This is a genomic window from Paenarthrobacter sp. 10L420 (assembly GCF_056395385.1).
Map to the genome: position 1 here is coordinate 22,951 of NZ_JBFTJK010000026.1, position 22,956 is coordinate 45,906.

Annotated in this window: 17 protein-coding genes and 2 pseudogenes; 10 read left to right on the forward strand and 9 right to left on the reverse strand. The window is 60.6% G+C overall.

Annotated elements, in window-relative coordinates:
* Positions 1 to 24: 24 nt before the first annotated feature.
* Both AC1DD5_RS23225 and AC1DD5_RS23230 read right to left on the reverse strand, forming a co-directional pair.
* Positions 25 to 936 carry an SMP-30/gluconolactonase/LRE family protein gene (locus AC1DD5_RS23225; protein ID WP_477520172.1) on the reverse strand — a complete coding sequence of 304 codons (912 nt, stop codon included), beginning with the start codon at positions 934 to 936 and terminating at the stop codon, positions 25 to 27.
* A 673-nt stretch (positions 937 to 1,609) separates the two neighbouring features.
* Complete coding sequence (locus AC1DD5_RS23230; RefSeq protein ID WP_477520173.1) at positions 1,610 to 2,353, reverse strand: NADPH-dependent F420 reductase; 744 nt, start codon at positions 2,351 to 2,353, stop codon at positions 1,610 to 1,612.
* A gap of 1,294 nt (positions 2,354 to 3,647) precedes the next feature.
* Between AC1DD5_RS23230 and AC1DD5_RS23235 the strand changes: the two are divergent.
* From AC1DD5_RS23235 to AC1DD5_RS23270, 8 genes and pseudogenes are all read left to right on the forward strand, one after another.
* Positions 3,648 to 4,312 (forward strand): annotated as a pseudogene (locus AC1DD5_RS23235) (IS110 family transposase); the annotation flags it as partial.
* Positions 4,313 to 4,669: 357 nt separating this feature from the next.
* Positions 4,670 to 5,641 carry an AraC family transcriptional regulator gene (locus AC1DD5_RS23240; protein ID WP_477520174.1) on the forward strand — a complete coding sequence of 324 codons (972 nt, stop codon included), beginning with the start codon at positions 4,670 to 4,672 and terminating at the stop codon, positions 5,639 to 5,641.
* Between the two features lie 273 nt (positions 5,642 to 5,914).
* Positions 5,915 to 7,306 (forward strand): NtaA/DmoA family FMN-dependent monooxygenase, encoded by a 1,392-nt coding sequence (locus tag AC1DD5_RS23245; RefSeq protein WP_477522862.1) that lies wholly within the window; start codon positions 5,915 to 5,917, stop codon positions 7,304 to 7,306.
* Positions 7,307 to 7,604: 298 nt separating this feature from the next.
* A complete protein-coding gene (locus AC1DD5_RS23250) occupies positions 7,605 to 8,993 on the forward strand; it encodes an ABC transporter substrate-binding protein (RefSeq protein ID WP_477522863.1) in 1,389 nt (462 codons plus the stop codon).
* Complete coding sequence (locus AC1DD5_RS23255; protein WP_477522864.1) at positions 8,990 to 10,030, forward strand: ABC transporter permease; 1,041 nt, start codon at positions 8,990 to 8,992, stop codon at positions 10,028 to 10,030. Before AC1DD5_RS23250 ends, AC1DD5_RS23255 begins: the two co-directional genes overlap by 4 nt.
* Positions 10,030 to 10,929: an ABC transporter permease gene (locus AC1DD5_RS23260; RefSeq protein ID WP_477520178.1), complete on the forward strand. Its 900-nt coding sequence runs from the start codon at positions 10,030 to 10,032 to the stop codon at positions 10,927 to 10,929. The genes AC1DD5_RS23255 and AC1DD5_RS23260 overlap by 1 nt, the downstream gene beginning before the upstream one ends.
* Complete coding sequence (locus AC1DD5_RS23265) at positions 10,929 to 12,737, forward strand: ABC transporter ATP-binding protein (RefSeq protein ID WP_477522865.1); 1,809 nt, start codon at positions 10,929 to 10,931, stop codon at positions 12,735 to 12,737. The genes AC1DD5_RS23260 and AC1DD5_RS23265 overlap by 1 nt, the downstream gene beginning before the upstream one ends.
* A 166-nt stretch (positions 12,738 to 12,903) precedes the next feature.
* Positions 12,904 to 13,113, forward strand: a complete 210-nt coding sequence (locus AC1DD5_RS23270) for a dodecin (RefSeq protein WP_477520180.1) — start codon at positions 12,904 to 12,906, stop codon at positions 13,111 to 13,113.
* A gap of 325 nt (positions 13,114 to 13,438) precedes the next feature.
* Here AC1DD5_RS23270 and AC1DD5_RS23275 read toward each other — a convergent pair whose 3' ends face one another.
* Together AC1DD5_RS23275 and AC1DD5_RS23280 are read right to left on the reverse strand one after the other, a co-directional pair.
* Positions 13,439 to 14,257 (reverse strand): SDR family NAD(P)-dependent oxidoreductase, encoded by an 819-nt coding sequence (locus AC1DD5_RS23275; protein WP_477522866.1) that lies wholly within the window; start codon positions 14,255 to 14,257, stop codon positions 13,439 to 13,441.
* Positions 14,258 to 15,443: 1,186 nt separating this feature from the next.
* The gene (locus AC1DD5_RS23280; protein WP_477520182.1) at positions 15,444 to 16,430 is read right to left on the reverse strand and encodes an aldo/keto reductase; all 987 of its coding nucleotides are present in this window, start codon (positions 16,428 to 16,430) and stop codon (positions 15,444 to 15,446) included.
* A gap of 473 nt (positions 16,431 to 16,903) precedes the next feature.
* Here AC1DD5_RS23280 and AC1DD5_RS23285 point away from each other — a divergent pair, with 473 nt between their 5' ends.
* Positions 16,904 to 18,877 (forward strand): MFS transporter, encoded by a 1,974-nt coding sequence (locus AC1DD5_RS23285; protein ID WP_477520183.1) that lies wholly within the window; start codon positions 16,904 to 16,906, stop codon positions 18,875 to 18,877.
* On the opposite strand, the gene AC1DD5_RS23290 is transcribed toward AC1DD5_RS23285, so the two are convergent.
* Together AC1DD5_RS23290 and AC1DD5_RS23295 are read right to left on the reverse strand one after the other, a co-directional pair.
* The gene (locus tag AC1DD5_RS23290; protein WP_477520184.1) at positions 18,766 to 19,113 is read right to left on the reverse strand and encodes a ferredoxin-thioredoxin reductase catalytic domain-containing protein; all 348 of its coding nucleotides are present in this window, start codon (positions 19,111 to 19,113) and stop codon (positions 18,766 to 18,768) included. The two genes, AC1DD5_RS23285 and AC1DD5_RS23290, sit on opposite strands and share 112 nt — an antisense overlap.
* Positions 19,114 to 19,886: 773 nt before the next feature.
* On the reverse strand, positions 19,887 to 20,642 hold the full coding sequence (locus tag AC1DD5_RS23295) for an SDR family NAD(P)-dependent oxidoreductase (protein ID WP_477522867.1): 756 nt from the start codon (positions 20,640 to 20,642) through the stop codon (positions 19,887 to 19,889).
* A gap of 301 nt (positions 20,643 to 20,943) precedes the next feature.
* Between AC1DD5_RS23295 and AC1DD5_RS23300 the strand changes: the two are divergent.
* A pseudogene (locus AC1DD5_RS23300) lies at positions 20,944 to 21,229 on the forward strand (DDE-type integrase/transposase/recombinase); the annotation flags it as partial.
* 271 nt (positions 21,230 to 21,500) lie between these two features.
* On the opposite strand, the gene AC1DD5_RS23305 reads toward AC1DD5_RS23300, so the two are convergent.
* From AC1DD5_RS23305 to AC1DD5_RS23315, 3 genes are read right to left on the reverse strand one after another with little or no spacing between them, the layout of a single operon-like run.
* Complete coding sequence (locus AC1DD5_RS23305) at positions 21,501 to 21,821, reverse strand: cytochrome P450 (RefSeq protein WP_477520188.1); 321 nt, start codon at positions 21,819 to 21,821, stop codon at positions 21,501 to 21,503.
* Between the two features lie 9 nt (positions 21,822 to 21,830).
* Positions 21,831 to 22,232, reverse strand: coding sequence for a hypothetical protein (locus AC1DD5_RS23310; RefSeq protein WP_477520186.1), 402 nt, complete (start codon positions 22,230 to 22,232; stop codon positions 21,831 to 21,833).
* Positions 22,233 to 22,255: 23 nt separating this feature from the next.
* Positions 22,256 to 22,423: a hypothetical protein gene (locus AC1DD5_RS23315; protein ID WP_477520187.1), complete on the reverse strand. Its 168-nt coding sequence runs from the start codon at positions 22,421 to 22,423 to the stop codon at positions 22,256 to 22,258.
* Between the last annotated feature and the right edge of the window lie 533 nt (positions 22,424 to 22,956).

Genomic DNA, 22,956 nt, shown 5'->3' on the forward strand with positions numbered 1-22,956 from the left:
GTGCTGATATTCAGGAGTGCGTCGTTAGTCCCGGATCCCTGCGACCTCTACCTCGATGGCTTCGATGCGGCCCGTGGCATCGAAGCCACTAACGAGTCGCTCGGGACTTGTATCCGAGATGAGCAGGTAGAGTGTACGCATTTCCGGTCCTCCCAATACCGCATCGACAGCGAAAGCACCGCCGTCGGGATATGCGACGGTGTCCGGCTCAATCCGGATGATGTCGGTGACCTCGCCGCCTTCACAGACACGCCGAAATTCTCCGATCCACGGGAAGGCTGCCCATACCGCACCCTCGCTGTCGATGCCGATACCATCCACAGACTCTGTGTCCGGTGACCCGAACTCAGCGAACACACGCTGGTTCAGCAGCGCACCGTCGTCCGCCACATCGAACGCGGTGAGTCTCACCCGTGGTGCCCGGAACGACTCTGCGACCACGAGGGTTCGCCCGTCGCCTGAGATGGCGATGCCGTTGGGGAATATGAGATCCTGGCCGCCGGTGTCGATTCGGCCGTCCGGATGGCGGATGATCAAGCCCACGCCAATAGGATCGCTTCCGAAAGGGTAGCCCTGCGGACCGATGTACGCGCGGCCCTCTCGGTCCACGGCCATATCGTTCGGATGAAACGCGACCGGCGCGAGGTCGGCGAGTTCCTCCAGCCCGCTGCTTCCCACGCGAAGCAGCCGACCATCCTCGATCGAAACAACCATCGGCGCCCCGTCGGGGCCAAAACCGAGGCCCGAGGGTCGGCCGGGTACATCAGCGACATCCTCGACCAACCCGTCAGGGGACAGGCGACAGATCTTTCGACGGCTCATGTCCGAGAACCAGAGCGCCCCATTGTGCCAGCGGGCGCCCTCGAGATAACCGAGATCACCCTTCGCCACAACACGGCGGGCATCGGCGGGCAGCACTCTTGGTGAACTATCCATGCATTTCCTCCTTGATGAAATTTGCGGTCAGGACGCCAGCGGGTCAGAACCAGCTGGCCCACGGCGTCCAAAGGGTTAACACTCCTCGCCCGCTCGCGGTAGCCGCTCGCGAAGAGCTAGCGCAGACGACTCAACGACTCCTCATCAGCCCGGTTGCTTTTGACCCACGCAATGGAACAAGCCGACAGAACAAAATCGAAGCCTCGAGCGACGGGCGCACGCTCCCCCGCTCTGCGCGGCGAGCAAGAACGGCTCTGTGGTGGTGATGAGGATGCTCCAAGGGAGTGTGAGCGAATTCACGGGATCCCGTGCCCGGGCCGCGGCCATGATCCGGTAGTCCACTGAGGGGCCACTGTCGGCTGCTCGCACCTGGGGAACACGTGGGTTAAAGGTTTCCTTCGAACTCATACTGACAGGCAACTCGTGCGCCGTTAGGGGAAGAATGAGGCGCCAATGCCGCGGTCGAAGTTCGTGTATCCGACCAGCCATGGATGGACTCAACTCGAATGTCGTGCTCTCGTTTGATGACAAGAACCAAGGCCGGTGATCGGCGGTACGAAGAAGAGGCCCATGGCGGGAACATTCGAACTCGCCATGAGCCAGATATCCCTGGACGTACTGGATCGTCGACGCTGGCGGAATTACCAAGCACGTCAAAGTATATGATCCCGGCTTAGCTGAAGATAACTCGGTTCAGACGCACCATGTAATCGGCGCCGACAGCCAGGTGGCTCCCGGCACGTTCTGTGACGGCTGCAATAACAAGGTCCCGGCGCTGTGGCAGCCGTGCCTTTTCGGCCGCAGCAAGGGCGTTTGGAATCTCCTGCCGCGTCAGGTTGGTGCAGTAGCTGGGCGATCCGGGCTGCTGCCGCCAGGAGTCCGCGAGGGAACCGGCATCAACGGCGTCAAACCCGGTCTCCTCGACGAGAGCCATGGCTACCTGCTTATCGCGATCACGGTCAGCGGCGACAGGGATCGCGATGCGATCCGGATCCCCAGCCGGCTTCCCATTTTTCGCGAAGGATTCCGCAGGGATAGCGTTCCAGGCTTTAGCAACCGGACGGCCCAATTGCTCGGTGACCCAGAGGCTTTCGACCTGCCCCGCCTCGAGCGCCTGAACCCCTCCATCCCGACGAGGGTAGTAATTCGAGGTGTCGACAATGACCGTTTCGGCAGGGAGGGTTGTGATGAGGGGCTTGATCTCCGGCACTCGAATGAGTGGTATGGAAATGATCAGGACGTCGATGTCGGTGACGACGTCGGGGGCCTCTACCGCCCGGGCCCCTGCTGCCACGATGTCGGGGTTGATGGATTCTGGACCGCGGGAATTGGCAACCTTGATCTTGTGCCCGGCTTCGCTCAACCTGCTAGCGAGCGTAGCACCGATGGATCCTGCCCCGAGAATTCCGATCTTCATGTAAATCCCTTCGTTGCGCCACATCAAAGTTCTGACGTCGCACGATTAACTAATCGATTATTATGTTGGCGGTCCTACATCCGTCCCACCTTGCCTCCGGTGACAACAGGACCTGCGGCGCATCCGTCGTGGCGCCGTGGCCGCCACGTACTTCCGCGGCCGAGAGAAGAGAACGTTGACAAGAGACCCGCATCACTTTACTCCTCTATATTGAACGCTCAAAATGTGTAGGAGGCCTGGTGCGCCGTTGAGCGCTCAAATGGATGCGCATGGAAGTTCGTTGCGCCAGCGACCTTGGAGCATTCTTGAGGTACTGCTGCTGGCCTTGACTGACTGCCCCACCGGGCGTAAAGATTACGAACTGGCCCTTGGTCTGGCCAAACAACAGCACCCACACCAGCGACCGGCAGGACCAGCCTGCCTCTCACACGTATCACACAGGCGGAAGAGAGCGGAAGGACACCCCGCCGCTGAAATCCCCCTGGCCGGACGGTTCTACCTGTGGGAACCCGCCCAGGGCACCTGCGCCTACGCAAGTATTTGTGAGCATTGCCCAAGCTTCCACCGCGAGACCAGCTCACCGCCGTTCCTTGTTGAGCAACGCGTTAATGCAGATGCACTCACCCGCGGTGCCGAACAACGAGGCTGAATCGCCGAAGCCGACCGTACAAACGCCTCATGACACGACTCGACAGATTGACCGCGAGCCCACCGCAGGATGACCAACACCCTCAACAGCTTCGAGCGCGACTGCGTCGAGCTCCTCGGAACGGACAGGCAGTGACTTTCACCGCCGTTCCCGCCCATACCAGCCTGGGTCGGACCACTCTCTGCCCGGCGCTCATAGCCACGGCGTTCCCATTGAGTCGTTTAGTGCGCTTTGTTTGTTTTTCGTTTTACACATCTTAGGTGGTCGAGAGTTTGTGGCTAGTCGTTCTTTGCCCGTCTTTCAAACCAGGCAATCCCTGGCTCTTGCACCGCCCGGGTGCCGTAACGGCCGTTCAGTCATTCAGGGGCTTCGCCGCGCCGTGGGTACGGAAATATGTGCGCGGGGAGCCTCTGGCGTGGTGTTGGGTTGGCGGAGCAGACTTGGGAGTGTGTTTCGGTTGACCCCGTCCGTTTAGTGGTGCCTGTGATCCTGTCGCTCAATCTGGTGGTGGAGGGCACAGCTTTTGTCCGCGGGACCGTGGACTGTTGCGGTGAGCACCCATGTCAAACTTGTTGTTGAATCCCGCCCTCCCTGGAACAAAGACATTTCCTGCCCAACAGAACGGTTCAAGGGAGGTGATCGGGCGTGGAAGTCATCCACCCCCGCTGCGCGGGAATCGATGTTTCGAAGAAGGATGCGAAGGTCTGCCTTAGGGTCCAAGGTTCCGCGAGCAATGCCACGAGAACCACGGTCACGACGTGGGCTGCGGTAACGTCCTGGATTCTGGAGTTGCGCGATTATCTGCTCAACGAGCGCGTGAGCATGGTGGTGATGGAAGCCACCAGCGATTACTGGCGCCCGTCCTACTACCTGCTCGAGGATGACGGGCTGGAGGTGGTTCTGGTCAACGCCCGCGATGCCCGCAACATGCCAGGGCGCAAAACTGATGTTTCAGACGCCGCATGGTTGGCGGATCTGGCAGCCCACGGGCTCGTGAGGGCATCATTTGTGCCACCGCCACCGGTGCGGGAACTGCGGTGCCTGACCCGTGCGCGGACAATCATCACCCGCGAACGGACCTGCGAGATACAACGCTTGGAGAAGCTCCTTGAGGACGCCTGCATCAAGCTTTCGTCAGTGGCTTCGAACATCAACGGCGTCTCGGGACGATTGATGCTCCAAGCCCTCATCGATGGTCAGGACAACCCCGCCGTGCTTGCGCAGCTGGCCAACGGAAACCGCGCGACAAGATCCCGGAACTCACCGAAGCGCTCAACGGCCGGTTCAAGGACCACCACCGACGCCCGACCCCCGGCAAAAGTGGCAGTCCTCTTCACAACAGGCGTAAGCACGACGAGCGAGGCCTTGCGTTCCTGGAATCGTAGTCAAGAATGATGCTACGGTAGGCCGGGGGGGAAGCGGCCGTCATCCCCTGATGCGTGCCACCGTTTCCTCTGATGTGCACAAAACGAGAGTAATGGACAGCTTGGCGCTGAACTACGGCGCATGTTCCCCCTCAACGCGTTCCATCGGAGGTTTAGCTGAAACTACCGAACACACCGGAACGGAGCACCTTGCCTAAGCGGGCCTCAACCGGAAGACAGGTTGCCAGTGGATCACCCCACAAGGTTGCCTCTCTGAACGTTCGACAGCTGTGCGAAGTGTTAATGGAGTATGGACTCGATCCAGCTCCTTCGTTGCGTGCCGCTAACCTGTCCCCGCACGTGATCGATGTGCCGGGCGGAAAAATTGGCTGGAACCAGGAACTGGTATTCCAGGAACACTTCGCCTCACGAACATCGGAACAACCTGAGATATGGGTCGAGGCTGCCCGACGGTATACGTACCATATGTTGGGAGAGTTCGGGCTGGCTATGATCACGGCGCCGACTTTGAGGCATTTCCGCAATTTAGGTACAAAGTTGGGATACGGAGTCGGGCGTTATATCGCATTTGACATCGATCCGTTCTGGACAGGCTATGAATTCAGGCTGCCGCATCATATTGGCCCAACGACCGCGTTTTTTCGTTTCACCATAATCAACGAGATCATCACCGGAGTAATGCTTTACAACGACATCTGGCAAGGGCCGCTCCCCTTCGAGCGAGTGGAGGTCCCCATTGACCCGTTGCCTGTCGCCCTCACAAAGGCTGTGAAGGCGCCCCTGGTATCACGCCGCGGATCTGGTCTCCGTTGGGTCTGGCACACAAGCCTGCTGGACACTCCTCTGCCGCGTTCCAACCAGATGGTCCATCAAGAGTACGTAACGCGACTCGAGCGGTCCCGGCTGAGCTGGACAAACCCGGTACAGCTCCATGACAAAGTATTTGCGCTACTCCGACAGCCCGGCAACGCCGGTCTAAATCTCGGGCAGATATCTGCAAAGTTGGCCATCCCCGCGCGGACCTTGCAGCGCCACCTCAGCGAGGAGAGTATCAGCTTCCGCGCTCTTCGGGATGAGGTGCGGATGCGTGAAGGTTGCGACCTGCTCTCCTTCACCGATCTAACCGTCTCTGAGATCGCAAGACAGGTCGGATATAGCGAAGTCGCTAGCTTTAGCAATGCCTTCCGCCGCTGGACCGGCCATAGCCCTAGTGAGTTCCGGTCTGGCTCCGCTGTCAGTGAAATCGATTTCTAAGTCAAACCAGCATTATGGGATTTGCAAGGACACGGTAACAGGCTCTGTTGCGCCCTGTTGTTCCGCCCGATGGAACTATCGAAACTTTTTGGCGCGATTGAACAAAGTAAACGACATCATTGCGATAACGCTGCGTGGCCATGTCTCTATACAGTCCTACTACGAGATCTCCCGTCGCCTGGGGATCTCACATTCCCGGCGGCCCTCAATGACCCGCTGGCGTGGCTAGGTCGCGTGCCCAGCGCTCTGCCGCGTCTGCGGAAAGGACTTTCTATGACAGCAAAACAGATGATTCTTGGTATGGAGTTAGGCAACTTGTCCGGCACCCAGCCTGACTCGTGGCGTGCACCAGGAGTGGACCCCGTCGAGTACTTGGACTATGACACACGGATCAGGTATGCCCGGGCGGCGGAGCGGGGAAAGTTTCAGTTCCTCTTCTTCCCTAACGGTCCTTACCACCAAGTAGAAGACTTTGAGCATTATGGGCCTGATATGACACCGGACGTTATGATCCACATGGCTATTCTTGCGCGGGCGACCGAGCATATCGGGTTCGTGGCAAGCGCATCGACGACGTATAACCACCCGTATTCTCTCGCGCAGCAGCTGAAGACCGTCGATTACATCAGTCATGGGCGCGCGGCCTGGAATGCGGTGGCATCCGGTTATCCTGATGTCGCTGCGAACCACGGGTCCGAGGTGCTGTCTGGTGAGGACCGCTATGGGCGGGCCCGGGAGAGTATTGAGCTGGTTCAGTCGTTGTGGGCCAGTTGGGGTCGCGAGGCGTGGGTTCACGACCAGGAGACCGGGGAATACACCAAGCCAGGTGAGGTCGCGCCGATCAGCTTTGAGGGCAAGTACGTGAATTCACGGGGGCCTCTTTATATCCCACCCTCTGAACAGGGTCAGCCCGTCATCGTGCAGTCCGGTCTGGGAGATAACTCCTTCGCACTCGCCGGACGTTACGCGGATCTCGCCGTCGGCCTCGCGTCCTCGATCGAGCAGGCACGGGCCTACCGGGAAACGATCCGCCGGTACGCGTCCGAAGCGGGACGGGACCCCGACGAGGTGAAGTACGTGGCCGGGTTTAGTCCCACCATCGCCCCGACGAAGCGTGAGGCTCTTGACCGGCGTGCATCGCTCGTAGCTTCCCGCCTGCCACAGTGGGTGCCGCAGCTGGGTGAACTGCTTGGGGTGCCGCTGACCATGGCAGACCTGGACCGGGTCCTGCAACCGTCAGAACTCGGCGCACTCCGCCCGCCGAACCCCGACGCGCCAGGCTGGATTCAGGCGCGCAGCATTCGAGCGCACACTCTCGCGAGCGAGGGGTGGAGCGTGCGTGACATCCTCGCCCAAGGTGTCTTCGCCGAGCATCCCACGAAGGTCGGAACCGCGTCCGAAGCCGCCGATCACATGCAGGAATGGTTCGAATCAGGTGCCGTCGACGGATTCTGGCTATGCATCGACGTGTACCGGGACGGCATCGACGCCTTCGTTGACCAGGTCATCCCGATCCTGCAGGATCGCGGGCTGTTCCACCGGGACTATGAAGGCACCACCCTCCGCGCACATCTCGGAGCTCGCGACCAATACGGCCCGGACTACCGAGTCGCCCAGACAGCGAAACCGCAAACCACGCTGACGCCACTCGCGGCGCGGTCGTGAGGGCCGGCTGCTGGGGGTTCGGACCACGCCCGGTCATCTCTCGCAGCCACCTCTCGTAGAGGCTTCACCGAAACATTGCACCAATCAAACCTGAAAGATAATCATGACTAGTTCATCTACACTGACAAAGATTTCTGTTGGCCGACGTCGCTTAGCTGTTGTGGCCGTGTCGGGCGTCATTGTGCTCGCGGGGGTGGGCGCCCTGACGGGGTGCACCCCGGGCGCATCCGGTTCGGAGACATCCACGTCGGCTGGAAGTAATGGCATACTCCGGGTTGGAGTACTCGGCACGGGGACAATGGAAACCCTGGATCCCACACATATGGACGCCGAAGCAAGCATCGCGCGAGACTTGCAGATCTTCGAGCCGTTGGTGCGGATGGGCGCCGGCGACAAGATCGTCGAGAACATGCTGGCTGAGTCGCTCACTCCAAACGGGGACGGATCAGTCTGGACGCTAAAGCTCCGGGGTGGCGTGACGTGGCATGACGGCACGCCCCTCACTGTCGACGATGTCATCTACACGATGAACTATAACGTCGAGAAGGTGACCTGGGCCAGCAATGTGTGGTCGAGCGTGGACCGGCCAAAGCTGAAGAAGATCGATGATCTGACCCTGGAGATCCCGCTCAAGGTACCGAACTTCCTTTACCCCGAGACACTTGTCGACGTCAATGAACTGATTATCAAGAGCGGCACGAAGAGTTTTGAGCACCCGGTGGGTACCGGGCCGTTCAAGTTCAAGTCCTTCACGCCGGGCCAGCAGTCAACGTTCGTGCGCAACGACGACTATTGGGGCGGTGCGGCCAAGCTGGCCTCGGTCGAGATTAATTCCATCAACGATGAAACAACGCGTGTTAACGCGCTGCTGTCCGGCCAGGTCGACGCGGTCTCCGGGGTTCCGTTCAGCGGGATCGCGCAGCTTGAAGGCGCAGGGCTCACGGTCTCCAACGAACCATCCGGATCGTGGGTGGGTATCCGTATGAATACCCACCTCAAGCCGTTCGATGACCCTAGGGTGCGGGAGGCGATGGGCCTCTTGATTGATCGTCAGCAGGTTGTGAGCAACGCTTACGGCGGCAACGCAACGATCGGAAATGACCTGTTCGGCTGGTTCGATCCGAAATTCGCAAGGTTGCCCCAGCGCGCCTATGACCCCGATCGTGCTCGACAACTGCTCAAGGAAGCCGGCTACGAAAACCTGACCCTTACGTTGCCGACGTCGAACATCGGCCCGGGTACCAACGAAATGGTCACGCTCTTTGCCGCGTCAGCAGCTAAGGCAGGAGTCACGATCAACATTAAGCAGATGCCGGCCGCTGAGTTCTACGGAACCCCCCAGAATGACAGGCAGTGGTCACCGACGATCTGGGGAGCTCGGTCGATCAGCGCCCAGATCAACGGTCATATGAGCTGGCAGGCGATCGACGCCGGAACGAGCGAAACAAGCTGGGGGGACTCTGACTTCCTGAGTGCGTACGAGGCGGCGATCTCGACAAGCGACCCCGCTGCCCAGCGGACACATCTCATCGAAGCTCAAACCAAAATGTACAACGAGGACCCCTACATTATTCCCGCGTTCTACAACATCGTCACCGCCAGCTCGAAGAGTGTCACCGGGCTCCAAAACAATATGCGTTTTCCGTTCGGCGATTACGACTTCACCGACGTGACGGTTAATAAATGACGGCCACGGTGACTACACCGCCTGCGACCAAGCCCCCGGTGACGAGGATGCGGCGGCGCGGCCCGGTGCCTTTGCCTCCGCTGGTGCGTTATGTGCTGGTGCGGATCGGTACTGGCGCGATCACCCTCTTGGCGGTGTCTGCTCTGGTGTTTCTCGGTGCGAATCTGCTGCCGGGGAACGCGGCGGAGGTTGCTTTGGGGGTTAACGCGGGCGATCCGGCCGCGCTTCAGGCCGCCTTACAGGCTGCGGGATTGGACCAGCCTGTCGTCGTGCGCTACTGGGCGTGGCTCACGGGGCTGCTCCACGGGGATCTAGGAGTTTCGATGGTAACTCATCAGCCGGTCGCGGATCTTGTGGGATCGCGGTTGGGGAATACTCTGGTTCTCACAGGGTGCCTGTTAATCCTGCTCATCCCGGTGGCGTTGGCGCTGGGCACCTGGTCCGCAATGCGGAAAGACACGATGATCGACCGTGTCGTGGGCGCGGGCACCATGTGGCTCTTGTCTACGCCGGAATTCGTCGTCGGGACGTTCCTGGTGGTCATCTTCGCGAGCTGGCTCAGAATCCTGCCGAGCGTTTCGCTCCTGAACCCAAGGATGACCGCGCTCGAGCAACCGAACCTCCTCGTGCTTCCGGTGCTCACGATGCTGATCGTCGGCGCCGGCCAGGTGACTCGCCTGGTGCGGGCGTCGACCATCGATGTACTGCAGTCCGACTTCGTACAAATGGCCGTGCTCCGGGGGGTGCCGCCCCGCACCCTCCTCCTCCGTCACGTATTGCCGAACTCGCTCGGACCCTCGGTGCAGGTGCTCGGTCTGGCGATGGGGTCTCTCATTGGCGGTGTGGTCGTGATCGAGACCGTTTTCAACTATCCGGGGGTGGGAACCATGCTCGTCCAGGCAGTATCCACCCGCGACATCACGACCGTGGCCAGCCTCACGATGCTGCTCAGCGCCGCGTACATTCTCAGCAACCTGGCCGCCGATCTGGTGGCGATGGTGCTCAACCCGCAACTGCGCCGGGGAGGTGCTTTCTGATGACGACCCTATCCAAGAACGCGCCCACACCGGGCAGCACCAGTCACACACCATTGCGGCAGGCATGGCGGGCGTTGCGGAATGTGCCCAGGCTCGCCACCGGAACGGTGAGCGGACGGTTCGGTGTAGCTGGCATGGCGGTGATCCTGATCGTTGTCATCGTCGGTCCCTTGCTGGCACCGTATGGCATCACGGATGTGGCGGGGGTTCCTTTCGGCCCTCCGGACTCCACGCATCTGCTGGGCACCGACTACCTCGGACGCGATGTTTTCAGCCGATTCCTGCGCGGCGGAGCCACCCTGATCATGCTGTCCTTGCTGGCTCCTCTTATCTCGTTGGTGGTTGGAGGCCTGGTCGGCACCCTCGCCGGTTCCATCGGCGGCAGAGTCGATCTCGTCATAACGTGGATCGTCGATGTCGTGCTGTCGTTGCCATCCCTGATCCTCGCGTTGCTCGTCCTGGCCAGCCTTGGTACCGGCCCCGGGCCGTCGCTTGTCGCATTGACGGTCGTGCTCGTGCCCGGCGCGATCCGGGTGGCACGCGCGGCGACCCTGGATGCGGCCTCGACTGATTACGTCGAAGCTGCGCTGGCACGCGGCGAGAGCCGACTCGCTATCGCGGTACGGGAGATATTGCCGAACACCCGCTCCGTACTGGCCGCCGATTTCGGTGCCCGGGTGGGCTATGCAGCCCTCATCTACGCAGGACTCAGTTTCCTCGGTGTCGGCCAATCGCCTCCGGCAGCGGACTGGGGCCTCATGATCAACGAAAACCGGATCGGCCTCCTTACTCAGCCCATCGCAGTAGTGGTGCCGGCAATAGCCATCGCGCTCTTCACCGTATCCGTCACCACAGTTTCCGATTCAATCGCCCGTTCCGTGGGCGGAAGGACCCGATAATGAGCGCTCACGCATCCCTACCACTATGCCCGGTGAACACTGAGGAAGACCCCGTTCTGCAGGTGCGTGACCTTCGCATCGAGACCGATCACGGCATCGAGATCGTCGATCAGATCAGCTTCGAGGTCTCGCGAGGTGAAATCTTCGCACTCGTCGGAGAATCAGGCTGCGGTAAGTCCAGTGTTGCCATGGGGCTTCTCGGCTTCGCACGCGCTGGTGCCAGGATCAGCGCCGGCGAAATCCGAGTCGGCGACATCGATATGCCCACCCTCGACCCCCAGCGCCTGCGGACCGTTCGCGGTTCACGGATCAGCTACGTGCCACAAGACCCCAGCAAGGGCCTCAGCCCGCGCCGCACAATCATCTCGCAAATGGTCGAAACACTCACCGTGCACGGCGGCAGCGCAGACGAGGCGCGTGCCAGATGCATCGAAGCGATTCGCGACGTGGAACTCCCCGCCGATGAAAGCTTCATCAACCGCTACCCGTTCGAGCTTTCCGGAGGCCAGCAGCAGCGGATCCTGATCGCGATGGCTTTGGTGGGACGACCCAGCGTGATCGTGCTCGACGAACCAACGACCGCGCTCGACGCCACTTCCCAGAAAAAGATCATCGAACTCGTCGCCCAACTCGCCGCGCGACGCGAATCCGCTTTCGTTTACGTCACCCACGACCTCGCGGTGGTCCAAGAGATCGCACACCGGGTCGGCGTCATGTACTCCGGGCGACTCGTCGAAGTAGGCTCCTGCACTCAGATCTTCCGCGATCCCACCCACCCCTATACCGCCGAACTATTGAATTCGGTGCCCAGCGTCATCACTCGCCGCGTCATCAAGGGTATCCCAGGCACAGCTGCGCAGCCGGGCGAGCGCCCGAGCGGATGCTTCTTCCGCACCCGCTGCCCGGCCGCGACGGAACTGTGCGGCGAACACTTTCCTGCAGCTGCCCCCGCCCACGGCGACGGATACATTCGATGCTTCCACCCCCACTCCATTCGGGTAGAAGTGAGAAACCGTGAGGAGATGGACCGCCCCGACATCGGGGTGCCCGAACTCGGGGTTCGCAACCTCATCGCCAAATACGGGGGCGGATCCCGCCAGAACATCGCGGTTGACGACGTCAGTTTCAGCATCGGCAAAGCCGAATGCGTGGCAATCGTCGGAGAATCAGGCAGCGGGAAATCCACCACCGGCCGGTGCATCGCCGGTCTGCACCCGCCCTCGGACGGGCAGGTACTCTTCCGCGGAACGCCCCTTCCCAAACAGGCAAAATACCGCACCCGAGAACAACTCCAGCAGGTGCAAATCGTCTTCCAGAACCCCGACCGCTCACTCAACCCCTCACACACCATCCGAACCATCATCAGCCGTCCCCTGGAAATGCTCGGCGGTACACGCGCCACAACCGGCGAACTCACCGAACTACTCGAACGAGTACAACTCTCATCCGAGGTCCTCGGAAAATACCCCAGCGAACTCTCCGGCGGAGAAAAACAACGCGTCGCAATCGCACGAGCCCTCGCCGCCCGCCCCAGCATCATCATCTGCGACGAAGTCACCTCAGCACTTGACGTCTCCGTGCAGGCCACAATCGTCAACCTCCTCGACAACCTGCGCCAGGACGGCGTTTCGCTCCTGTTCATCACCCACAACCTCGGAGTCGTACGAAACCTCGCCAACCGCGCAATCGTCATGAAAGACGGACACGTCGTCGAACACGGCGAAACCGCGAAACTCTTCACAAACCCGACACACCCCTACACCCAAGCCCTCTACGACGCCGTCCCTGAAATGCGATTGACCGTTTAGAAAGGCTGGGACGCGGCAAACAGCAGCCAGGCACCAACACAGAAAGGGAGACCTGACTCGCATGGCGCGGCACAAGTGACAACCGTCGTCGCCATTCCCAACGGAGGTCCGCGGCGTCCCTCCAACCACCCGAGAGCCGGGCATCGAAGAAGTCAAAGGAGCCTTGATGTCTAGTCACTCGTACAGCATTTCCGAAATTGTTGGCACGTCCCGAGACAGTGTCGATGCAGCAGTTCGCAGTGGGTTAAATGAGGCTTCCAAGAGTTTGCGGAACCTTGATTGGTTCGAGGTCAAAGAGATCCGCGGGCACTTGAAGGATGGCGAGGTCGCGGACGGGCAGGTGACAATAAAGCTTGGGTTCCGGCTAGAGCGCTGAGCCAAGGTCGCCGTTGGCTGCTGGGCAAAAGCAGCCAGCGGCGCCAGCCACACCCCGGGCCCAGCGCAATAGCGAGATTGCGTTTCTGCATGTATCTGGTTCAGGGCCAGGGAAACGTGTATCTCAAGGTGGCACCAAAGAGCAGGCACACTGTCGACGAGCTCCAAGCGGACCACCAGAAGTAGGTCCCCATCATTGAGGTTCGCAGCCGCAAACTTTTCCATGCATTTCCATACTCTCAAGCCGCTTGCCGTAGTCCCAGCACGTTGACGAAACGCGCCGCCTAGGAGACACGATTAATCTCCTAGTTCAGGTCGGGATTCGCTTACCAGGTTTGGTCGGCGGCACGCACGAAGACTTCATTGACAGCGACTCGACGTTTGCTGGTGACCACATAGGCGACGGCATCAGCAATGTCCTCGGGTTGGAGCCTTTCGATGGAAGATAATTGGGACTGCACTCCTGTACGCAACCCCTGCCGGGTGTGCGAGGCAAGCTCTGTGTCAACATTGCCCGGTTCGATAACACTGACCCTTACTCGCAGGGGCCGCATCTCTTGGCGAAGTGCCTCGCTGAAACCATTCACACCAAATTTGGTCAAGTTGTATACAGCGGCGCCTGCATGGGCGACCCTGCCGGCCGAGGAGCTGATGTTGACTAAATCCGACGTATGTCGCGGTTCCTCGGCCGCCGCCTTGATCAAATGCGGCAAAGCGGCCTTCGAGACGTACAGGAGACCAAGAACATTCACATCGATCATTCGCTCCCATTCACCCTCCGGTGCGTCTGCGAAGGGGCCGATAAGCATTGCCCCGGCATTGTTGATGACGATATCGAGCCGACCGTACGTGGCAACGACCTGCTCGACAGCGGACTCTGCGCCAGCCCGGGATGTTATGTCAGCAGTAATTGCGTGGGCCCGACCACCCTCACCCCTGATAATTTGTGCCAACTGCTCAAGACGTTCACGCCGCCTGGCCACCAGCGCCACCTGCGCTCCCTCCCGCGCAAGGCGTCTTGCCGTTGCCGCCCCGATCCCGCTACTGGCGCCCGTGATGAGTGCAACCGTTCCTTCAAGCTCATACGCCACAATTGACCTTTCGTCCGGACCCGTCTTGGAGTCCTCTCCATCTACCCTTAGCATTCTTGCATCATTCTTGACTACGATTCCAAAGACGCAGGGATTCAAGCCAATTTGTCGAGTTCGGGAACTGCGTCAGCGGTCGTGAGCGTGACGCGGATCATGAGTAGAACTCGAAGGAGAGTCAAGGGATTGCTCGAGAACAAGCTTGCCGGCAACACCATCGAGAAGGTTTACTGATGCAGCCGATTGAGCACAACTCCTCCTTCATCGACGGCGCCTATCGTTCTGCATTTTTTCCTGCCGCAGACGGAACGTCAGAACTGCTAGCCAGCGCTTGGTTCACTGCAGCAATGTCCAGGAAGGCGGGATCAAAGGGCTCAACGGAACGGTCATGTCAGCCACCCATGCTGCGTGTTCTGCGTGGCCGGGATGCGACGGGTCGGCCAGGCATCCATGATCTCCTCGTAACCGGGGAAAACCTCCGGAGTCTCCGTGGGCCGCGCCGGGCTCCATCGATCAGCGGGGCCGGCGGAGTAACGTCGTCCGCGGGCCGGCGGGACACCAGCTCAAGCCCGTGAACCCAGCTGTCACCGAAGTCGTATTCGTAGAAACCTCCGCCAGGGCCCAGTGCGAGGAGCTGGCCAGGGAGCAGTCCTCCTCAGGCCTGTCGTCCAGCTCTTCACACTGCTGCCCTGGAAGCCACTGCGGGACTTCCAGGAATTCGCCGTCGAGCGGCCGCAGCGGAGCGAAGGGGTTGGCGGTTAGAAACCGGTGCAAGTGGGCGTCCTCCTACCCGAAGGCTGCCTGCAGGAGCTGATGTGTCTGGCTCAAAGTCAGGGAGTCCCGGAGCTCGAATCGTCGCCAAAATCTCGGGCTCGCTGTCGATCAACGCCACGCGAACCTCCAAGACGGAATCCTGTCAATACGCATCCCCGCCCCCAGTTTGTCCATAGCCCCATTTTTACAGGCCCCACCGCCTTACTAGTAAATGGCGACCTCTTCCCCGCCGTGGTCTAGAGCTTGACGAAAGCTTCATTACGGCGTTCTACATAAGGGGAGTAGAAGTGGCTGCCAGAACTCCCGGCTCTTGGCGTATTCAGCATTTCCGCAGGTCAGCTGATGGTTTTGAACCTGTCAAGTTGTTTGTGTAACAGGGCCGTTAGTTTATCGGTCGAGGTAGGGTCCGATTTCGGTCTGGGTAGTTTAGGACGAGGACGCCGAGACGATTGCGATCCGCACGCCCTAGCTAGATCGTCAGGCCCTTGAGGGCGTAATCCGGATAGCGTTCTCCTGCGGCTACTCCGACGGGGAATATCTCGTCGAGGACCGAGAAGTCGTCGGCTGTCAGTACGACTTCGGCGGCGGCCACGTTCTCCTCCAGGTACGTACGACGCTTGGTACCGGGGATCGCGACGACATCCTCCTGCTGCAACACCCATGCCAAAGCCAACTGCCCCGGAGTGATGCCCTTCCGCGCGGCCATCGCGCGCAGCTTCTCGACGACCTTCAGGTTGGCCGCTAGGTTGCCGTCGACAAAGCGTGGGCTGACACGACGGAAATCGCCCTCCTCCAAGTCGTCCCACGAGGAGATCGCACCGGTCAGGACACCACGGCCAAGCGGCGAGTACGCCACGAACTCGATGCCGAGCTCGCGGGTAGTGTCAAGGACACCGTTGACCTCAGGGGCCCGTTCGAACAGCGAATACTCGGTCTGGACGGCCGTTAGTGGATAAGTCGCGTGCGCGCGTCGGATCGTCTCTGGGGATGCCTCCGAGATCCCGAGGTAGCGGACTTTGCCCTCTTCGACGAACTCCCCCATCGTGCCGAATGTCTCCTCGATCGGTATGCTCGGATCGACCCGGTGGATGTAGTACAAGTCGATGGTCTCGCGGCCAAGGTTACGCAGCGAACGCTCGAGCGCCTTGCGTAGATATGCCGGCGAACCGTTCGGCCCGACGCGCTTCCCGTCATCGCTGATCTCAAAACCGGTCTTGGTCGCAAGGACGTACTCATCGCTGCGGCTGCCGATTGTTTCACCGATCAGCCGCTCATTGAGGAATGGCCCGTACATCTCGGCGGTATCGATTAGGCTGACGCCGAGATCGAGCGCCCGGTGTAGCGTCGCAGCCGACTCCGCATCGTCACGCCGCCCGTAAGCAGCGGACATGCCCATTGCGCCGAGTCCCTCGACGCTGGCCTCAAGACCCTGGCTTCCCCATGGTTTCGTATTCACAATACGAGTGTGCCAGACCTCCATGGTTTGGCGCAACGGTTCGGATAAGACCTGAGGTCAACTGACGCTGAGTCGGCCTTTTGGAACAAAGCCTTTAGAAGGGAGGTGAAGGCACCTTTGTATTCCGGGTAGAGGTAGTCGGGAAATGTTGTTTATGGCCATCCGGTGGCGGAGGCCGCCGGCCGTCCTGGGGCGTGACCTATACCTCGAGCCCCCCGGATGCTTCAAACATTTGACGCGGGTCATTGGCGTATGCCGCAATCCAAAGTGCGGAGGAGTCGGGCATAGCCCAAGCTGCGGCTCCTTCTGAACATGGCAGCCTCGTACGTTCACAAGTGATCCGCGCAGGCTGGGCAGAAGCCGTGAACGAACAGCAAAAAACCTTGATTCTTACGGGTAAATCATGATCCTCTGGAGAAAGAAAACGCACGTTCACCGCCGATGGTAGAACCTGCCACAGTCGAAAGCGACAGATGCCGCACCCCACCGCCTTGACACCGAGACACCCATCCCCCTCATCCATCACGACAGTCCTTGCCCTCAGTGGCACCGTCGTTGCGCTGATGCAAACTTTGGTGATTCCACTCCTTCCAGATTTCACCGGAATCCTGGGCATCACTGCAGATGACGCTTCCTGGCTGGTGACATCCACCCTGCTCGCCAGCGCCGTAGCAACCCCCATTCTCGGGCGTACCGCGGATATGTACGGCAAACGCAAGATGATGGGGGTGTGCCTGGCCATCATGGTGTCCGGTTCGGTGTTGGCGGCCATAGGCGGTTCGTTTGTATGGCTGATCATCGGGCGGATTCTCCAAGGGTTCGCCACGGCCCTGATTCCTGTAGGCATAAGCATCCTGCGCGATGAGCTGCCTAAGGAGAAGATGGGTACGGCAATCGCGTTGATGAGCGCAACTATGGGAATCGGCTGTGCCCTGGGTCTGCCCCTTGCTGGGGTCCTATACGAGAGTCTCGGTTGGGCATCCATATTCTGGGTGAGCGCCGGCACCGGAGCGCTGCTGTTCTTTGCCGTGGTCCTGGTGGTCCCTGAGTCCAGGGTCCGCACGCCGGGCCGATTTGACTTTGTTGGCGCGTTGTTATTGTCCGCGGCTTTGGCCGCCATGTTGTTGGCCGCGTCAAAGGGCGGTTCCTGGGGCTGGGGCTCGGAGCCGGTTCTCCTGCTATTCACCGCTGCCGCAATACTTTTTTCCGTTTGGGTTCCCTATGAACGTAAAGTCAGCAAGCCGATGGTGGACCTGCGGACCTCTCTTCGCCCCCCGGTGTTGATGACCAACGTGGCGTCCTTGCTCATCGGGTTCGCCGGATTCGCCAACATGCTCCTCTCCACGCAGCAGCTGCAGCTGCCGGCCTCCACCGGTTACGGGTTGGAGTTGAGCGTAATCAGCGCTGGCTTGTGCATGGTCCCGTCCGGGCTTGCAATGGTATTGTTCGCACCCATTTCGGGGCGGATCATCCGGCTCTTCGGCGGGAAGACTGCGCTGATGTCCGGGGCAGTCGTCATGATTGTGGGCTATGTGGGCCGCGTCTTTTTCTACGATTCCATAGCTTGGGTGATCATCGGTTCAACGGTGGTCAGTGTGGGCACGGTTATCGCCTTTGCTGCCATGCCAACCCTGATCATGGCTGCGGTGCCCATCACCGAAACTGCCTCCGCGAACGGGTTGAACAGCCTGGTCCGGTCTATCGGTACCTCGACCTCCAGCGCTGCGATTGCCGCAGTTCTCACCTCGGTCACCATGACGATCGGAGCTGGTCGGTTCCCCGCCTTGGATGCCTTCAAGGACATGTTCTTGATGGCCGCCCTTGCCTCGGCCGCCTCCATGCTGGCGGCGGTCTTCATCCCACATGCTGCTGTGCCCCAGGGGCCTTCCGTCCCTGTTGGCGCTCCTGGTGAGCTCGTCGTCCGAGGGCGTGTCCTGGCCCCCGACAGGACACCCCTTACCCCAGCCGTAGTTACGGTCCTCCACCCTGGCGGGGAGCCTGTGGACTGGAGCCGCGTGGATGCAGAGGGAAACTATTCCGTGGCCCTGCCTGGTGGTGCTGGAAAATACCTTATGGTAGCCAACACGGCTGGCTGGACGCCGATGGCCGAGGTCTTCGCATTCGACGGCCGCACCCTGGAGCACAACTTCCAGCTACGGAACCGGCTAATGATCAGCGGCACAGCCAGCGCGGGCGGTCACGAGATCGCCGGAGCGGTGGTGACCCTGCTCGAAGCCAGCGGTGGCTATATCGCCACCACCTGGACGGACGAAGACGGCGGCTACGCCTTTCCGCTGCCCCCCGCGGGCCGCTACCTCGTGACCCTGCTAGAACCTCAGACGGAGCAGGCGATGGCACAAAAGCTCGCGGTGGACAACCGTTCGGTCACCCTGGACTTCACCGCGCCCGCTGTCGAGCAAAGCTCGGAAGACCCGGTGGAAGCGTGAGCGGCCCGAGCCGCGACGCAGTCCTCCGCTCGGCATCGCACCTTTTCTGTGAACGCGGATAACGTGCCGTCAGAGTGCGTGAAATAGCCGCAGAAGCCGGAGTTTCGGGTGCTCATCCGCCGCGAACGCGGCATGCAGGAGCACTGGGCCAACACTTCCGTCGCAGTGCGCGACTCCCCGGACCCCGCGTCTGTCGGGCAGACACTTGTGAACGGTACCTGGCCGCGATTTCGCATATCATTGGTGATTACTCAACCGATCGCCGCTTCGCAGCAACAGCGACTGCCTTAATGATCGGACTCGGCGAGAGCGTCCGAACCCTCGGCCAGTTTGACACCCTGACTTTTGACGAGCTAATTGAGCATTACGTTGCATCTATTTAGGCCCCTGGACGGCTCGGGCGGCGCATGTTGGTTATGCCCGTTTTCATGGAACTAACGATGGCCGAACGGCAAGCTGTGACAAAGACGAAAGCCCTCGCCTACAAGAACGCCGATCGTGCCGGAAGTCCCGGATCCTGGCCGAGCTGGTTGAGCTGGCCGGCTGGTATCGCGACTACGCGCGTGCCGCTCTGCAGGAGGCCCTGGTGTTGAAGATCGTCAAGACTTCCGTGCTTCCGTGCTTCGTGATGATGCTCAGGGGCCCACGTCGAAGACGTTCATGGCCGCAGCAGTGGTCGGGCATACGCTTCCGATCGCATCCGGCACCAGCAATGCATCGAGTTCGGGACGCCTTCCACCCCCCCGAACTCTTTGGGCGCGCAGATCCCCAGCAGCCCCGCCTATCGTAAAAGGGTGATGTTCTCCGCCGGGTACTCCTGAGTACGGTGCCACTGCATCGCTTTTGCTGTGAAGTTCTCGAGCCCCAAAGTGCGACTCGTAGCGATTGGGTCCACTTGGTCCTGGCTCAGGCCGAACATTCCTATATTTTCCTTTCTAGAGGCACGGATTGCCGCGCGAGTATGCAAGGGCGACGGATGACGTTGCAGCACGGATCGGTCGCCGCCCCGCTACTGAGCGGTGTGTCCACCGTCGATAACGAGGTCCGCGCCCGTCATAAAACGCGATTCGTCCGAGGCAAGGTAAAGCACGCCATACGCGATGTCGATGGGATCCGCAGCGAATCCCATCGGGATCTTCGACAGCGTGCGAGCGATTCTCTCTTCTGGGAAGTTCTCGAGGATGGGCGTGCGAACGAGACCGGGATACACCGTGTTGACTCGAACGCCGTCCCTGGCAACGCCAAGAGCAACCTCTCGAGAGAGTGCACCTACTGCGGCTTTCGACGACGCATAGGCCGCCGATCCACCACTGACCCCGCCCACGAATGCGGCAGCAGAAGACACGTTGACTATCGAGCCCGCGCCGGACTTCGTCAGTTCGGGCATGACCGCCCTGATGCCGAGCATTGCACCCATGATGTTGGTCGTCAGAACCGTCGTGGCGTTTTCGGCGTCGAAATTCCACGGCTCCTCGCTCGCGCGGCCGGGGATCGCCGCGTTATTCACGAGAATGTCTAATCGGCCGAAGGCATCAACTGCCTGGGCGACGGCGCTGGCCCAGTCGTTTTCGTTTGTAATGTCATGCGTGACGCCGAGCACTCGCTCGCTGTTCAACTGTCGATTAACGTCCGACACCAACTCATTTAGCCGCGCTTCGTTGCGTCCGGTTGCGAGGACTCTCGCGCCCTCATCGGCAAAGAGCTTCACAAGGGCCCCCCCGACGCCACCAGAGGCGCCGGTGATGATCGCCACCTTGTCTGCCAATCGCCCCATTAGATTGCCGCCCTCTCCGAGTTTGACGCACGTCGAAGCGGGCGCCCATCTAGTGCGCGAGGAATCGCGGTCGCGACTCGTTCGCATGACAAAGACTGACGCTACCCACGCTTGAATACGATGTCAAGAAAGCGGCGCCGGACACGCTGACTGTCCGCAAGAGCGTCGTGTCGCGACGGATTTCGAATCAGCAGCAGGGCGGCGACTGGCTGGCCGAGCAGAGGTACCGGGCGGCCGAGGTGGCACAGCGCTACGGGGTGTCCCGGCAATCCGTCTGCGGCTGGAAGGCGAAGATGCGCCGATGCACCTATGGCAGCTGGACCTGGTCGGCGGGATCTACCTCGCGGACGGGCGCGAGTGCAAGATGCACACAGGGATCGATGACCACTCCCGCTTCGTCGTCATCGCCGAGGTGCTCGCGGCGCGTTCCGGCAGCGCGGTGGCCGACGCGTTCGTGCAGGACAAGCGGGTCCACCAGGTTGCCGGCTGAGGTGCTCACGGACAATGGCAAGCAGCCGTACCCGCCCAGGAGCACCGGGAAGATCGAACGCTGGCACCGGACCCTGCGCAGGGAGCTCTGGCAGCTGAGCCTAGTGTGATAGGTACGCGGGTCTACCACATCCAGCAGATCCTCTTCATCTCCAGAGGGTGGCATCAACCGGTCCCACCACTCCGCGGCGACTTGGACATGGCAGGTGGCACGCGACAGATCGCCCCCACATTCGCCGATGATGCCGGGTACGTCTGCGGCCACCGCGGCCCGCATGACGGACTGCCCGTCTTCGGCATCTACCTTCCTGACGTTATCGCTCGAAATTCGGAAGTTGATGCTGGCCGCGTATGTCCTCCTCAGGCCAAGGCGTGTGTGCGCACACGCCTTGGCGTGTACTTGACGGGCAGTTCAGAGAATCCCGTAACACTGGTGCCGGGAAGCCAGGCCGGATCGTCCACAGTGACGTGCATGTCCGGAAACGCCTCCAATACTCGTGGAATGAGTGTTCCGATTTCCATGCGTGCCAACGGACGGCCGAGACACAGATGCGGCCCAGCGCCGAGGGCAAGGTGCGGCGTATCTTTGCGCCGGATGTCGAAAGCCTGGGGATTCTCGTACACTCGGTCGTCCCTGTTACCTGACACCCGGTAACAGACAACCCAATCTCCGCGCTTGATCTGCTTTCCTCAGAACTCAAAATGCCGGGTCGCAATCCACAATTTGTTCTTAGTCGGCGTGACCCAACGCAGCACCTCTTCGACTGCATTACGCGTCACGCTCGGATCGTTCCGAAGCATCTCGCGCTGCTCGGACTGCCGCATCAGCTCCCACATTCCGACCGCCATGGCGTTACGGGAAGTCTCCAAGCAGCCGCCGATGAGTGCGACAGACCATCTCTTCGTCTCGTGAATGCTCAGCCTGTCACCATCGATCTCGAGCTCACCAATGATGGTGGCGAAGTCGTCCTTCGGATTCTGGCGGCGATCCAGCGCTAGCTTCGTCCAATAGTCCAAGAGCTTCCGATGACCGTGCTCAGCAGTCTTGACAGGATCATTGTCGATCATCCAGCGTGGGGCGCCGGACGACATGAACTGCCTGATGCCTCAGTCACCTAGTCCCAGTCCTCCCTAGGCACGCCGATCAGCTCCAGGGTGATCCTCGTAGGCAGCACCGCGGCGATATCCTCGACGAGATCGCACTCGCGCTTTTCCGCGACGGCATCGATGATGTCGTCCACGATCCTCTCGACGTCGTCGCGCAACTTCTCGGTCTGTCCCACGGTGAAGTGTTTGTTGATCGGACGCCGGTACAGGTCATGAATGGGGGCCAGTTCCGTGATGCGGACGTCGATCCCCGCTTCGTGTCGCTCCTCGGGGGTCAGCCGTTTCGATGTGAGTGGTACTCGGCTATGCCAACGAGAGCTGAAGTCTGGTGCGTTCTTGAGAACCTCGCTGATATCCGCATGTCGCGTGATCGCCCAATGTTGCTTGCCATAGCGTTCGTCCCGAACCCACCGGACCGGACCTCATCCCGAAGTTTCGTGAACGCCGCACGATACCCCGTTCCGCGGTAGAATTTCGGATCCACGAGCCCGTTGTCGATCTCGTTCCACTCCATTGTGAAGTCCCCTTTTCTTTGGGATTTCCATCGGATTAATACTCAGTCTCCCTCTAGAGGCCTTTCAGGGCGCCCCGGCCGCCTAGCAGGAAGGCAAGACCGAGCCCGACTAGCGAAACGGCGGCCATTATCAGGGCAAGCACCGCAACCGCGGAATACGAGCCGAATTCGAGTAGGTCGTAGAGGGTCGTTCCC

Excerpts from the sequence above, each read along its gene's own strand:
- AC1DD5_RS23225 (WP_477520172.1), bottom strand. The coding sequence starts at position 936 with ATGGATAGTTCACCAAGAGTGCTGCCCGCCGATGCCCGCCGTGTTGTG.
- AC1DD5_RS23230 (WP_477520173.1), bottom strand. The coding sequence starts at position 2,353 with ATGAAGATCGGAATTCTCGGGGCAGGATCCATCGGTGCTACGCTCGCT.
- AC1DD5_RS23240 (WP_477520174.1), top strand. The coding sequence starts at position 4,670 with ATGGAGTATGGACTCGATCCAGCTCCTTCGTTGCGTGCCGCTAACCTG.
- AC1DD5_RS23245 (WP_477522862.1), top strand. The coding sequence starts at position 5,915 with ATGACAGCAAAACAGATGATTCTTGGTATGGAGTTAGGCAACTTGTCC.
- AC1DD5_RS23250 (WP_477522863.1), top strand. The coding sequence starts at position 7,605 with ATGGAAACCCTGGATCCCACACATATGGACGCCGAAGCAAGCATCGCG.
- AC1DD5_RS23255 (WP_477522864.1), top strand. The coding sequence starts at position 8,990 with ATGACGGCCACGGTGACTACACCGCCTGCGACCAAGCCCCCGGTGACG.
- AC1DD5_RS23260 (WP_477520178.1), top strand. The coding sequence starts at position 10,030 with ATGACGACCCTATCCAAGAACGCGCCCACACCGGGCAGCACCAGTCAC.
- AC1DD5_RS23265 (WP_477522865.1), top strand. The coding sequence starts at position 10,929 with ATGAGCGCTCACGCATCCCTACCACTATGCCCGGTGAACACTGAGGAA.
- AC1DD5_RS23270 (WP_477520180.1), top strand. The coding sequence starts at position 12,904 with ATGTCTAGTCACTCGTACAGCATTTCCGAAATTGTTGGCACGTCCCGA.
- AC1DD5_RS23275 (WP_477522866.1), bottom strand. The coding sequence starts at position 14,257 with ATGCTAAGGGTAGATGGAGAGGACTCCAAGACGGGTCCGGACGAAAGG.
- AC1DD5_RS23285 (WP_477520183.1), top strand. The coding sequence starts at position 16,904 with ATGCCGCACCCCACCGCCTTGACACCGAGACACCCATCCCCCTCATCC.
- AC1DD5_RS23290 (WP_477520184.1), bottom strand. The coding sequence starts at position 19,113 with ATGCGAAATCGCGGCCAGGTACCGTTCACAAGTGTCTGCCCGACAGAC.
- AC1DD5_RS23310 (WP_477520186.1), bottom strand. The coding sequence starts at position 22,232 with ATGTCGTCCGGCGCCCCACGCTGGATGATCGACAATGATCCTGTCAAG.